Genomic DNA, 13,260 nt, shown 5'->3' on the forward strand with positions numbered 1-13,260 from the left:
CTCTCCGCCCTTCCGATTGCTAGGCAACTATATGATACAGATCACAGGAGGCAGCTAACTCATGGAAATCAAAGTACCTGAAATGGGCGAATCGATCACAGAAGGTTCGATTGCCAGCTGGAGCAAGAAAGAAGGCGACACAGTCCAATTCGGCGAGCTCCTGCTGGAGCTTGAGACGGACAAGGTCAATCTTGAGATCAATGCTGAAGCAGACGGCGTGCTTGAGAAGATTTATAAGCATGAGGGGGACAATGTACAGGTCGGCGAAGCTGTCGGGCTGATCCGCGCCGGTGCAGCCGGAGCAGCATCGGCGGAGCCGGCAAAGTCGGAAGCTGCGCCTGCACCTTCCGATCCCAAAGAAGCGTCCCAGGCACAGCAACAGCCAACGCCTGTACAGCCTGCTGACACGGCTGCGATGCATGCATCGCCTTCTGTCCGCAAGCTCGCCCGCGAACGCGGCATCAGCTTGCAGGAAGCGACGGAGCTCGCTGGCAAGGTTTCCAAAGAGCAGATCAGCGGCACGGCAGGCAAGCAATCTGCAAGCAGTCAGCCAGCTTCTGTCTCGGCACCCAAAGCAGCGGCAGCTGAACAAAACCCTGCCAAGCCGGTAGACCGCCAAAAGATGTCCCGCAGAAGACAGACGATCGCCAACCGTTTGGTGGAGGCGCAGCGTACAGCTGCAATGCTGACAACCTTCAACGAGGTCGATATGACTGCGATTATGGAGGTGCGCAAACGACGCAAGCAATCCTTCCAGGACAAACATAATGTCAATCTCGGCTTCATGTCCTTCTTTACCAAAGCTGTCGTCGGCGCCCTCAAAGCGTTCCCGCTGCTCAATGCAGAGATCGACGGGGAAGATATCCTGGTCAAGAAATTCTACGATATCGGGATCGCGGTGGCTTCCAAAGAAGGGCTGGTTGTACCCGTTGTCCGCGACGCCGACCGTCTGAGCTTTGCCGATATCGAGCGGAGCATCGGCGACCTGGCAGGCAAAGCTCGTGAGAACAAGCTGTCCCTGTCCGATCTGCAGGGCGGCACATTCACGATTACTAACGGCGGGGTGTTCGGCTCGCTGCTGTCGACACCGATCCTCAATACGCCGCAAGTCGGTATTCTGGGTATGCATACCATTCAGCGCCGGCCGGTAGCAACAAGTGAAGACGGCATGGAGAATCGCCCGATGATGTATATCGCGCTCTCCTACGACCACAGAATTGTCGATGGCAGTGAAGCGGTCCGCTTCCTCGTCACCATCAAGAATCTGCTGGAAGATCCGGAGTCTCTCCTTTTGGAAGGCTAGACGACGCACCAGCAGCGCGTAAAGCGTCCAGCTGTCAACCAGGTTGCAGGCCTGGTTGACAGCTTTTTCTTTACACCGTTTGGGAAGGAGCAACAATGATGACTCAGATCAAGTGGAAGCAGCCGGAAGCCATCCTGTTCGACATGGACGGAACGCTGCTGCAGACAGAGACGCTGCTTGTGCATGTGCACGAACGGCTATTCAAGCAGCTGCGGGAGGAAGGACTGTATACCCGGGAGATGCCGCCGGTTGAGCTGCTGTTGGGCTGTCTGGGAATGCTGCTGGAGGACATCTGGCGGAAAGTGATGCCGGACGGCTCACCGGAAGCCCACCGCAGGGCGGATGAACTGATGCTGCAATACGAGCTGGAAGGGCTGGCTGCCGGACAGGGCGATTTATATCCGGGGGTTGTCGAGACGCTGCGAGAGCTGCATGCCCGGGGAATCAAGCTGTTCGTTGCCAGCAACGGGCTGGAAGATTATGTACGCGGCATCGCCAAGGTCAAGACGCTGGATTCGCTCTTCGACGGCTTGTACAGCGCCGGACAATACGGGACTGCTTCCAAGGTTGAGCTGGTGTCACGGCTGGTACAGGATCACGGTCTCACCTCCGCATGGATGGTGGGTGACCGTTCCTCCGACGTCGAGGCCGGCAAGCGGAATGGGTTGCCGGTTATCGGCTGCCAATATGCCGGCTTCGGTCGGGAGGAGGAGCTGGCGGGAGCGGATGCGCTGATCGCTTCCTTCCCTGAGCTGCTACAATTGCTGCCAGACCGCTAGAGTACGCACGATCTTCAGCGAACACGAGACCCGCAAAAGCGTTTAGGCTTTTGCGGGTTCTGTTTCCTTTGCTTCGGATTCCGGACGGCGAGATTTCTGATTGTACAGCCACAGGGCATACTCCAGCGGCTTCGTAATGGCCCGTTGATACGTAGCTCGGTCGCCGGCACGGGCGAACACTTCGCGAGCCGGTTTGGGATTGACCTCCAGCAGCCAGATCCGGCCGCTGCGATCGATCGCAAGATCGAGCGCAAGCTCGCAGAGCTTGCCATAGCTCTGCTCCAGATAAGCGGCGACATCCACGCTGAATTCCTCCGCTTGCTTCACAATCTCGGTCCGTTTGGCCTCGTCCCCGATCCACCGCTCCAGCAGGGACTGCATCGTAGTGGCATGGCCGCCGCCGTGCAGGTTGGAGGTGATGCTGCCGGGAGCGCCGACGCGGCCCGCACAGCCGGTGACCTCCCACTTGCCGAAACGGTTTTTCTGGACCAGCATCCGGTAGTCATGCACTCTGCCGCCGGAGAGCTTGATGGCGATTCCTTGCTGGATCAGATATTTGTTTTTATTCATATGCCATGCATCCAGTTTGCTATATAGTGCAGAAGTGGGAACCTTGACCGGCTTGATGATCCGCCTGTTGTGGTCCCGCCCCTGGATAAGCCAGCTGCTCTTCTGGAGCCGTTCAATGCGGAGGATGCCGCGGCCGCCCGTGCCGTTGATCGGCTTCAGATAGAGAAGCGGATAGCTGCCCAGCATCTTCTGGATATCCTGTCTGCTCTCTACGATTCGGGTGTGCGGGAGGAATGGTCGAAACCGGTTCTCGCCGGACAGCTGTTTGTAAACCGTCCATTTGTTGCGCAGCGGGCGGTTGAGAAACGTCAGATGGCCGTAGACGGCACGGAAACGTTTGAGCTGCTCGAAACGGTAGCTTTTCTGGATGCGGCAGCGGTCGAAGATCAGGCTGGGAAAGCCGGTCCATTTGCGTGTCCACCGCTTGGTCTCGGGATGATAAAACATCGCATGGATGCGATTCTGCTTATAATTGACGTCTGCAGGGGTAAACACGAATACCTGCAGCCCCAGCTTGGCGCCGGCAAGCGTCATTTTCTGATAGATGCTTCGCTCCTCCAGCATGCGATTTTCATTGAGATAAAGCGTTAATATGCCTAGAACAGGCTGGGGCATTCCCTTACCTCCTATACTGATTTAACCTTTTTTTGCTGCTTGCCCGGGATGTTGCTTGATTAGATACATGCTGTAATGGAAGATGCGTTCGAGCGATTTTTTGCGGATATGCTGTTCGTCGAATTTCATCGGCTTGGAGTTTGCTTCGAAAAACCAGATCTGCCCGTTCACATCGACTCCGAGATCCATCGACATCTCGCCCAGCCGCTTGCCGCTGCCCCGTTCGATCTGCTTGGCGATCAACAAGGCGCTGTTGCGCACATGGATCAAGATTTTGCGGGCTTGCTCATGACCGAAAAACTGGATAAGGAGCTTCTCCGGATCTTCGATCGAGCCGCCGCGGGGGACATGTGTTGTGATGCTGGCGGTGCCTGCCAGACGTGCGCCAATGCCGGTAATGTCCCACTGACCGCGCTGGTTTTTTTGGAGCAGCGCGCGCAGATCAAAGGGGCGGGACTGGTAAGAGGCGAGCTCAATGCCTTGCTGGGCGATATAAGGCTCGCCAGTACTTTGCTTTTTAATCCTCAGCCATAGTTTGGCAAGATTGGCGCACCGGTAGGTGACGCTTTTTTTCTTTTCTTGGTACTTGAGCCGGTAGGGCATCTGTTTCTCCGGCTGCAGCTTGATCGTCATGATGCCCATGCCGGCCTTGCCGCTGATCGGTTTGAGATAAAGGAACGAATGCTTATGCAGCATTCGTCCCAATCCGACTGGGGTAACCAGCCGACGTGTGGCCGGGATGAAAGGCTTGGTCGTGCGTGAGAGATGGAGCCATTCGAACAAACTCCATTTGTTGAAGAAGGCAGGGTTGAACAGCTGGATCTGCGGATGCTTCTGCAGCGCGGCAAGCTTTCTTTTGACGGACGGCAGGAGTTCATCCTCCCGCTGGGGGATGCGGTTATAGACGACATCGGGCAGCGGAAACAACTTTTGTACCCAAGTCTGCGAATCATCCGAGAAGGTGAATCCCTTCAGACGTTTTTGCGATAGTTTGACTTGCCTGGCAGTCAGTACATAGGCGATGAAGCCGGAGTCGCGTCCGGCTTTGATCAGATCGGCAAAGTTGTTGCGGTTGCCGCGGAATTCGTGCAGGTCATCGTCTACGGTCAGAATCGCCATGACCGGCTTGCGGTGGGTCAGATATCCCATGGAGCCGCCCTCTACCCGTTCGAGTTCCATCAATTATCCCTCCTGTGAAAACGGCTCAGGTAGAGACAATGCTCGAGAATATAAGTCAGCGAGGCGCGTCCCTGCTCGCGCAGCGCGGGATGCTTGAAGATCGACCGGCCCGGTTTGGCATTGGCTTCGAACATATAGACCTCGCCCTGTTTGTCGATGCCCAGGTCAAGTCCGAGCTCACCGAGCGTATGCGGGAAATTGCGCTCGATGGCTTCCGACAGCTTAACGGCCGTTCGTTTGGCGTAGTCCAGGATGTCTGCGGACCGATCGCCAAATGTCCGGCCCAGCGCTTGTTCGGGGGTCATCAAGGAGCCGCCGTTTTTAATGTGCGTCGTCACGCTGCCGCGTCCGGCTTTTTTGGCGCCGATCCCGGCTGGAACCCATTCGTTTTTGCCGTTCTTGTGCATATGGAACCGGAAATCGATAGGACAGCCGTCGATCTCGATCAGACGGATGCCCTGCTGGATCACGTATCGGCTCGACGAAGCGCTGCCGTGCCTGGCATGGAGCATCCGCATCAGCGCGTTAAAGCTATTGAAGCGCAGCAGCACATTGCTGCCGCCCCGACGGTATCTGGCGAAGTAGCCCCGTTTGGGGTGGTAAGTCAATCTGTAGATGCCGTTGCCCAGACTTCCGGCGGATGGTTTGTAGTAAGCGAACTGGTGGCGTTCCAACAATTCCTTGATCCGCTCGGAGGAAGGGTTGGAGTACGATTCCGGCAGATGCTTTGCCGCTTCAAGGTCGCCGTCAAGCAGTTTGTATACATCCGATTTATTGAAGAAGCTCCAGTTGAAGAAGGGAATCTTCTTGCGGATGAACCGCTCGCGCAGAGAAGTGATGGAAGTCGTCGTCTCTGCCTTGCGGCTAGGCAACCGGTTGTAGACGACATCCGGCAGCGGCACAACCTTCCTGTACCAGCCCCCCTGAGCATTCAGAAAATGGCCGTAGATCGTCTCTTCCTGCCAGTTGATATCCCGGGGCGTGAAAGCGAACAAATAGGCTTTCTTCTCGCCGATCTTTAATAACTGGCGGATAAAGCCGGTTCTTGACCCGAACGGCAGACCGGAAGAGCGGAAGCCGGAGTCGGTCAGGACGCCGATCAGCGGTCCCAATTGCACTTCATTATCGGAGATGTTAACAACCTGAATATTTCCGATCTTGGGTACGCGGATGCTGCGACGGACACCTGCCGAAAGGTACAGGTGATTGCCCTGCCGCTTCACGGGACGGATCGCCGCAGTTACGACCTCTTTGCCGAGCTTGAGATGCATCGATTTTTTGCCCGATAGCTTCAATTGTTTCATGAGCGGGCGGGACAAGTAGACGACTTTATCAGGTTGCTGGGAGAAGTGCACATTGCAATAAGTCAAACTCATGAATGAACCTCCTGAAAGTTGTTTCCGCAACTTACCTGGCGGTCAACCAGGATACGGGCATATTGCAACGGGCGATGAATCGAGCGTTCATCGGCCTCATGATTGGCTGTCAAGGCAAATATACTCCGGCCGGGCTTGCTGTTGGCTTCAAGCAGCCACAATCGTCCGTTCTGAGCCATACCATAATCCAGCCCCAACTCGGCAAGACGGCCGGCGCGTTGTTCCAGTAGGTGAGCGGCTCGCAGACTAAGGGAGTGGAGCTCCCGCAGCATGCTCCGGGAGCGGCCATCTCCCGCTATGCTGGACAGCATCTCGGCAGTGTCCAGCGCTTCTCCGCCGCCATGCAGATTGGAGGTGACGGATCCGGCTGTGCCGCGTCTCATCGCAGAGCCGGTCACACGCCATCGCCCGCGACCGTCTTTTTGGACCAGGACACGGATATCGAACGGTCTGCCTTCGTCATCCATCAGCCGCAGATAAGGCTGGATCAGATGACGCCTGCGGCCCGCGGCATGGCGGATTTTCTCTAGCGCCTCGGCCACCGGGTAGAGCATGCGGTAGGTGCGGTTGGCATGTGTTCGACCTTCAATCTGCAGGCTGCTCTCACCCGCAGCCGTCAGCTTTATCACACCCCTGCCCTGCATCCCGCCGTCCGGTTTGAGGAAGAGACCGGATGGGTAGTCAGCAAGCCATCTCAAGAGATCTGCAGGCTCCTGAAGCGGCGCGCACGGAGGCAGATAGTTCCGGATGGTCTCATCATTCCAGAGCCATTCATGAACGCGCAGCTTGCCTGGCAGCTGTCCGCCAAGGCTGACCCATCGATGCCTGCGGGACATAGCGAGCATGCCCTCGCGGCTGCGCTTGCGCTCTTCGGCAGTCCGGCAAAAGCAGCGGTTAAACACGATATCTGGCAGAGGCACTGCCTGGCTTCGCCAGCACTCTTCGCGCAGCTCCCAGCCCCTCAGTTGTCCGCTTCCGATGTCGAAGCCGTCAGCAGAGAAGACAACCACTCGCATGCCGTACTTGGCAGCATGTCGGTGCATAGCCCGGCACAAGCGATCCTCCGGCATCCGGATGGAGCATCCGGCATCGGTCTCCTCACAAGCAATGGATCCCGGCGCAATCTGAATGCCCAGTGTCCAGCGTTTTTCTTTCATATTTATTCCCACCTAAAAGCCGGACAAGTAACGTGCGTAGTGTACCATTTGCTTGACGGATGGTCTGATTTTTTGCTCGTTCAGCGGCGTATTATCGTTCTTGGACGGCTTGGAATTAACCTCCAGCAGCCAGACCCGTCCGGAGGTATCGATCGCCAAATCGATGCCAAGCTCGCCGAAGTGGGCCGGGATATGCTGTTCGATCGCTTTAGCAATGTCCAGCGCGGCTCGCTGCAATCGCGCGCCGGCATCCGGTTTGGCTGAGGCGCTCATATTGGATCGGAGCACAGCCTCCTTCACAGGACTGAGTGTGCCGCCGCGCGCCAGATTGGACACGAAGTGTTGGCTGCTGGCTACCCGGGCTACGATCGAAGTCAATGCCCAGGCACCGGTCAGATTCTTTTGCACAAGCGCGCGAAAATCCACCGGCCGCTTTTGGATTTCGATCAGTTGAAGGCCTTGCTGGATTTGGTAACGGACAGTTTTCATCTTGCCGCTGAGCGAGTCATACATTTTGAGGAGGGTAGGAAACTGTTGCTTCTTGGTTCCGGCAGCAGTAGCGTAGAGTGCCTGGCAACCGCCGGATTCCATGCGCGTAAGCCGGATGATACCTTTACCGAGGCTGCCGCGTACAGGCTTCAGGAATATGCTGGGATAACGGCTGCACATCGACTTTAGGGTGGGGAAATTACGCAGGACATGGGATTCCGGCAAGTAGCGCTTCACCGATGTATCGTGGCGCAAAGCGTCAAAAACCTCGGATTTGTCAAGAAACTTTTCATTGAATACATGGACGCGCCAGCGGGATTTTACTTCTTTCAAGAAATGTTGTACGCTTGGTTTGTTCTCCAATTTGCGGGAGGTCAGCCGATTGTTGATGACATCCGCAACCGGCACTGGAATCGGACGCCAGCCCCCGGCATAGACCCACCCTTGCAGACTGGACGTACTCTGTCCGATCTGCTCTGGCGTAAAAAAATAAACAAAAGCACCTTGCGCCTGGCAGGCTTCGACAAGCTCTCTGCAGAACATCGTGATCGAACCGAACGGCTTGTCGGACTGGCCAGGGTAATCGCGGCTGATCAGCACGCCGATCAGCGGTCCCAGAGCCAGCGTGTAGGATGAGGGATGATAGCGGAGCCGCAGATTCACACCCATGTGGATACCCATTCGCCGGGCGAGACTTTGGCTCATGCGCATGCCATCGTAGCGTTGTACAGGAATCGCTTTGACTTGCTGGCGGAACGAACCGAATTGCAGGGTAAGCGACTGACCCTGCGGGATCTTCCACTGTCTCAACACTTTTTCTCCGACCATGAGTACATCGTCCGGTAAGATTCCGGAGCCTACAGTCTGTATGGCGACTTTCGATTTAAGCATCCTTGTTCTCCTTCCAACCGGCTTGGAAACGAAACGTTGTGAAGGTTGTTGGCCTTTTGAATTACTTCATCATATGAGGACATCTATCCCTTGGTGATTGGCCACCTGGGGGGCTAAGGATAAAAAAACGCGATTCGGGCATATTCGGGCTCGGCTTGGCGGAGCAAGGGCTGCAGTGGTATGATTTAACTAGATGAATCAACTGCACGAGTCAGCTGTGCTGTACATGGGAGGGAAACGGATGAATGTATATGACAGAGCCTATGAGCTTGCAAAAGCCATGCAAGCGTGTCCCGAAGCCCATGATCTTCTGGGGGCGATACAGGCGGTGGAGCAAGACGACGAAGCAAAGCTGCTGATGAATGATTTTCGGCAGCGGCAAGCGGGCTTCCAGCAGCAGATGATGGCTGGCGAGGAGCCTAGTCCGGAAGAGATGGCCGACATGAACCAGTTATATGAGGAGCTCAGTCTCCACCCGTTGTTGAATCAGCTGTTTGAAGCCGAGCGGCGGTTTGGAGTTGTCTTCGACGACGTAACCAAGATTATCTCCGAGTCGCTCAAGAACGTTTTTGAGTAAGCTCCAGCCGGCTGACTGCAGCTGCAGGAGAGACAAGCCGCGTCATATCCTTGCTGCCCGAAGCATATATATCCCTATAGGAGCTTGGCCGACCGTGTGAGATGAGGCCAGGTGAAGGGAGGTCATGCGGTGAAACCGAAGAAGTGGCGGCATGTGGTCTATCTCGCGCTTGCCCTGGGCATGCTTGCAATAGGCCTGCCGGAGTTGAGATTTGCGGCAGAGTGGTCCGCGCATGTCGTATTCAGTTACAGCTGGGTGTTGTTCGTACTGTTGATCATCGCAGCCAATCTGTACGCGCTGCTGGGTATCGACGAGGAGACCGCCCGTCAGCTGGCCAGAGTCCGGCGAGCCAAGACACTGGCGTGGCAGCGCAAGCTTGAACGGCATGCCGGCAGGCTGATGAAAGCCAAAGGCAGCTGAACAGCCAGCGGCTCTGAAGGCTAATAGTGGAAGTGCACTCACAAGAACAACCCCTTCGGGCACTGGTCCCAAGGGGTTGTTCTTTTGAATCTTATAGAACTTATGTTTTCGGCGCCCCCCGCAAAGTACCTGACTGCGCTTCGAAGCTAAAACATCACTTTGTGGGGATATTTTATGCCGATTTGGTCTCTATGGGCAGGGTGACCCGGAAGACGATGAGCGGCTCCTCGCATGGTTCGAGCTGCACTTCCCCGCCATAATGCTTGACGAGGTCGCTGACGATGGCCAGCCCCAATCCAGAATGCCCGGAGTGCTTGGTCGTAAAGCCCGGCTTGAACATATGACGGCGCTCGCGTTCTGTCAACAGGCCGCTATTGGAGAGCCGGATGATCAGCAACCCGTTTGCCACTTTGATGATGAGCTTTACCTCACGCTCTTGCTCGGGCAGATCGACTACGGCGTCGAACGCATTGTCGATAAGATTGCCGATGATTCTGACCAGATCTACGCTCTTGACAAGAGGCAGCTCTTCCGGTAGATCCGTACATTCGCACTCAAGACGGATGCCCTTCTCCAGGGCAATCGCCAATTTCGCCTGAATCAGTGCCGAGAGTGCCGGTGTCGGGATCTGCCGGGCCATAGCGCTGACGGTCTGGATCTGCTCTACTACCTCTTCCATGTACGCGCTGAGCTGATCGTGCTTCTTCATCTTGAGCAGCGAATACATCACCTGGACATGGTTGATGAAGTCGTGTCGCTGACCGCGGATCGTCGTCACCATCTGCAGAAGATCGCCTACGTAAGCCTGCTGTGTCGAACGGATGGCATCGTCCCTCGTCTTGAACAACAGCCAGACGGAGATGATGCTGACGGCAAGAATCGTCGAGATGGCCAGGAAGAACAATATGGTCAGATGATCATCATATCCGCTGATGAACCGGGCGGCCATAAATAAGCTCAGCATGGACAGCTGTAGTGTGATGAGGACGATAAAGGCAAAAATATACGGCCTGCGCTGACGCTGCAAAAACTTGCGCAATCTGGCCGCAGGCGAATACGCCTTGCGATGCATCCACAGGCAGAGCAGGCTGATCGCCAGCAGCAGCGGCCATATCCAGATGATCTTGTAAAAGAACGGTCCCGTCTTGATCTGATCCGTCAATGCCCCGTCGTATACAAAGTGGCTGATCAGCAGCAGGATCGAGTCGGTAAAGGTAATCGTCGTCGACATGGTAATCTGGATAAGAATCCGGTCAGACCACTTAAGCTCGCGAAACATCAGGTACATCATGACAAAGTAGATCAGATTGGCATTGATGGCATGCAAATGGGTAGGCAGGGCCAGGAAACCGATATCAAATAAGGCCGAAGTGAGAATGCAAAACAAAAGCAGCCGCCTGACCATCCGCTCCGGTCGGATGCCCCAGAGCAGACAAGCGAGCCAAGTATGCAAAAAGGTTTGCGGGATGGAAACCAACAGCCAAATATTGAGTGTATCTAAAACGTAAGTCATAAACAAACCCCTTCTAGATGGAAAAAAGGAAATGCGTCCGGACTGTCGAAGCAGTACCGGCATAGTCCAATCTTAACTTTACTTGCTTTTGGAGCAAATTGGAACGTTTTTTTGAAAAAAGGAGGGAATTCAGATCATGATACCAGGCAATCCGGATCAGGAGGCACTGACCAAGCACGAGCGTATCATTCAGCATATCCAGAATTTGAAGGTGGGCAGCGGCATCTCGGTACGCTCGCTGGCCAGAGAACTTGAAGTCAGCGAGGGAACGGCTTACCGCGCGGTCAAGGAAGCGGAGAAGCTGGGTATCGTCAGCACGAAGGAGCGGATCGGAACGGTACGGATTGAAAAGAAACACCGCAGCCGCCCCGATCGTCTCACCTTCGCGGAAGTTGCAGACATCCTGGAAGGCCGGGTGCTGGGCGGCGCGCAGGGACTCCATAAGACGCTTCACAAGTTCGTCATCGGCGCGATGCAATTGGACGCCATGCTGACCTACATTGATGCGGATAGTCTGCTGATCGTCGGCAACCGCGAGAACGTGCATCGGATGGCGCTGCTTGAAGGCGCTGGCGTGCTCATCACTGGCGGCTTCGATACGAGCGAGGAAGTGAAGCGTCTGGCAGACGAACGTCAGCTGCCGATTATCTCGTCCGGTCATGATACGTTCACGGTAGCATCGCTGATCAACCGGGCGATGTACGACCGTGTAATCAAGCGGAAGATTATGCTGATCGAGGAAATCGTGACGCTGGGGAGACCGTCTGAGCTGCTCCGAGCCAGGGACACGGTGGAGGCTTTTGATGCCTTGCAGCAGGAGACGGGGCATGCGAGATTTCCCGTTGTCGACGACTGGCACAGGGTTATCGGGATGGTGACGGCACGGGATGTGGCGGGCTCGCCCCGCAACCAGGTGATCGAGAAGCTGATGACTCGTCAGCCGATCACGATCCACCCGGGCACGACCGTCACTTCAGCCGCCCACACGATGGCATCCGAGGGCATTGATTTGCTGCCCATCGTCGACAGGCAGCGCAAGCTGCTGGCGGTCGTCAGCCGTCAGGAGGTGTTGGCGGCCCTTCAGTTTGCCAATAAGCAGACGCAGTCCGGAGAAACCTTCGATGATCTGATCTGGAAACGGTTCGCGATGGAGGATGGGGAAGTGAGAGAGGATGGCCGTTCCTACCGAGGCCGGATCACGCCCCAGATGTCCGGGCAGCTCGGCACGCTCTCGGAGGGGGTGCTGATGACCTTGATGATGCATGGGGCGCGGCGGCTGATCCGGGAAGTCGGGAAGCGGGATCATGTGCTTGAGAGCATCACGACCTATTTTGTCCGGCCGATCCAGATCGACAGCGAGATCGCGGTGCTGCCGAAGCTGCTGGAGATGAGCCGGAAATCGGCCAAGCTGGAGATCGAGATCGAGGATGAGCGGGGGCTTGCCGCCAAAGCGATGATGACGGCGCAGATGATCGATACCTATTAGAGGAGGTGCGCCATGGCTCATGACTTCAACGTAGAAAAGTGACGGTGGTTGCGCAATCCGGCGAAGAAGTTGAAGAGGCCCAGCAGCAGGAACAGCGTGCCTACGATGACGCGTACGGTGTCGCCGGTAAACATGATCATCTGAATGCCCGCCATCAGGATCAGCATGATGCCCATCGAGATGTTCATGCGGGCCGCGTACAGGCCCCGCAGGCGCTGGTCCTTGGATCTGCGGGCGCGCAGGCTGAAGAACACCGACGACAGCAGAGCAGTGATGATCCCGGCGATAAACAGCCATTGAAGAATTTCCATGGGTGAGACTTACACTCCTTTATCGGTTTCATGCCTTATAGAGGTTGACACGAACGTATAGTTGGTTCACGCTCGTCCTATTGTATCACGTCAGCTCCTCGAATGCCTACTCACCTTTACCCACACCTTAAGCTCATTATCGACGACCAGCATCGTCTTGATCTCCAGGCTGTAATCTTTCTCATATACGTTCAGATACAGCTTGTGGTCCAGCAGCACACGAGCCAACTTTGCTTCTGAATCGATCTCGTAGATGCTGCGTCCGATGAAGATGCGCAGATCGGCAGTCACCCGCCGCTTCAGCTCGGTCTGCGTGCGGCTGTCCAGCACCAGGCCGCCGGCCTGCTTTTCTTCCTCTATAAAAACCTGGATTGTCTTGATGACGGTATGACTATCCTTGAAACGGGTCAACTGTTCAATCTCCTGAGCCTTCCCGTCGATCTCGCTGCCGAGCTCGCCGATCTGCTGATACAGCGCACTGAGCTGGTAATGGTAGATGCCGTTGAAGATCGCGGCGCCGATCACAATCCCGATGGCCAAGACGCCCATGGTATACATGCTGCGTGTGAATCGCTCAAATTGGGGGACCCGCAT

Annotated in this window: 13 protein-coding genes; 5 read left to right on the plus strand and 8 right to left on the minus strand. The window is 55.9% G+C overall.

Features of this window, described 5'->3' with window-relative positions; translation table 11 throughout:
• Nucleotides 1–61: 61 nt before the first annotated feature.
• Entirely contained in the window at nucleotides 62–1,303 is a 1,242-nt protein-coding gene (gene odhB / locus ABC336_RS26050; protein ID WP_413241431.1) for a 2-oxoglutarate dehydrogenase complex dihydrolipoyllysine-residue succinyltransferase, read from the plus strand.
• A 95-nt stretch (nucleotides 1,304–1,398) separates the two neighbouring features.
• A complete protein-coding gene (locus tag ABC336_RS26055; protein ID WP_413241432.1) occupies nucleotides 1,399–2,082 on the plus strand; it encodes an HAD family hydrolase in 684 nt (227 codons plus the stop codon).
• 42 nt (nucleotides 2,083–2,124) lie between these two features.
• On the opposite strand, the gene ABC336_RS26060 is transcribed toward ABC336_RS26055, so the two are convergent.
• From ABC336_RS26060 to ABC336_RS26080, 5 genes are read right to left on the minus strand one after another with little or no spacing between them, the layout of a single operon-like run.
• The gene (locus tag ABC336_RS26060; RefSeq protein ID WP_413241433.1) at nucleotides 2,125–3,267 is read right to left on the minus strand and encodes a YheC/YheD family endospore coat-associated protein; all 1,143 of its coding nucleotides are present in this window, start codon (nucleotides 3,265–3,267) and stop codon (nucleotides 2,125–2,127) included.
• Between the two features lie 21 nt (nucleotides 3,268–3,288).
• Nucleotides 3,289–4,446, minus strand: coding sequence for a YheC/YheD family endospore coat-associated protein (locus tag ABC336_RS26065; protein ID WP_413241434.1), 1,158 nt, complete (start codon nucleotides 4,444–4,446; stop codon nucleotides 3,289–3,291).
• Nucleotides 4,446–5,822, minus strand: coding sequence for a YheC/YheD family endospore coat-associated protein (locus ABC336_RS26070; protein ID WP_413241435.1), 1,377 nt, complete (start codon nucleotides 5,820–5,822; stop codon nucleotides 4,446–4,448). The genes ABC336_RS26065 and ABC336_RS26070 overlap by 1 nt, the downstream gene beginning before the upstream one ends.
• A complete protein-coding gene (locus ABC336_RS26075; protein WP_413241436.1) occupies nucleotides 5,819–6,979 on the minus strand; it encodes a YheC/YheD family endospore coat-associated protein in 1,161 nt (386 codons plus the stop codon). The genes ABC336_RS26070 and ABC336_RS26075 overlap by 4 nt, the downstream gene beginning before the upstream one ends.
• Before the next feature lie 12 nt (nucleotides 6,980–6,991).
• Nucleotides 6,992–8,359 (minus strand): YheC/YheD family endospore coat-associated protein, encoded by a 1,368-nt coding sequence (locus tag ABC336_RS26080; RefSeq protein WP_413241437.1) that lies wholly within the window; start codon nucleotides 8,357–8,359, stop codon nucleotides 6,992–6,994.
• A 241-nt stretch (nucleotides 8,360–8,600) separates the two neighbouring features.
• Here ABC336_RS26080 and ABC336_RS26085 point away from each other — a divergent pair, with 241 nt between their 5' ends.
• Together ABC336_RS26085 and ABC336_RS26090 are read left to right on the plus strand one after the other, a co-directional pair.
• On the plus strand, nucleotides 8,601–8,936 hold the full coding sequence (locus ABC336_RS26085) for a YlbF family regulator (protein ID WP_413241438.1): 336 nt from the start codon (nucleotides 8,601–8,603) through the stop codon (nucleotides 8,934–8,936).
• A gap of 129 nt (nucleotides 8,937–9,065) precedes the next feature.
• The gene (locus tag ABC336_RS26090) at nucleotides 9,066–9,356 is read left to right on the plus strand and encodes a hypothetical protein (RefSeq protein WP_413241439.1); all 291 of its coding nucleotides are present in this window, start codon (nucleotides 9,066–9,068) and stop codon (nucleotides 9,354–9,356) included.
• Between the two features lie 172 nt (nucleotides 9,357–9,528).
• Here the strand turns inward: ABC336_RS26090 and ABC336_RS26095 are convergent, their stop codons facing one another.
• Nucleotides 9,529–10,869 (minus strand): sensor histidine kinase, encoded by a 1,341-nt coding sequence (locus ABC336_RS26095; protein WP_413241440.1) that lies wholly within the window; start codon nucleotides 10,867–10,869, stop codon nucleotides 9,529–9,531.
• A gap of 136 nt (nucleotides 10,870–11,005) precedes the next feature.
• On the opposite strand from ABC336_RS26095, the gene ABC336_RS26100 reads away from it, so the two are divergent.
• A complete protein-coding gene (locus ABC336_RS26100) occupies nucleotides 11,006–12,355 on the plus strand; it encodes a DRTGG domain-containing protein (RefSeq protein WP_413241441.1) in 1,350 nt (449 codons plus the stop codon).
• Between the two features lie 17 nt (nucleotides 12,356–12,372).
• Here ABC336_RS26100 and ABC336_RS26105 read toward each other — a convergent pair whose 3' ends face one another.
• Together ABC336_RS26105 and ABC336_RS26110 are read right to left on the minus strand one after the other, a co-directional pair.
• Complete coding sequence (locus tag ABC336_RS26105) at nucleotides 12,373–12,666, minus strand: YtpI family protein (protein WP_413241442.1); 294 nt, start codon at nucleotides 12,664–12,666, stop codon at nucleotides 12,373–12,375.
• Nucleotides 12,667–12,756: 90 nt separating this feature from the next.
• Entirely contained in the window at nucleotides 12,757–13,260 is a 504-nt protein-coding gene (locus tag ABC336_RS26110) for a sporulation membrane protein YtrI (protein WP_413241443.1), read from the minus strand.

The organism is Paenibacillus jepli (genome assembly GCF_047238105.1).
In the GTDB taxonomy this organism is placed as follows: Bacteria; Bacillota; Bacilli; order Paenibacillales; family Paenibacillaceae; genus Paenibacillus_D.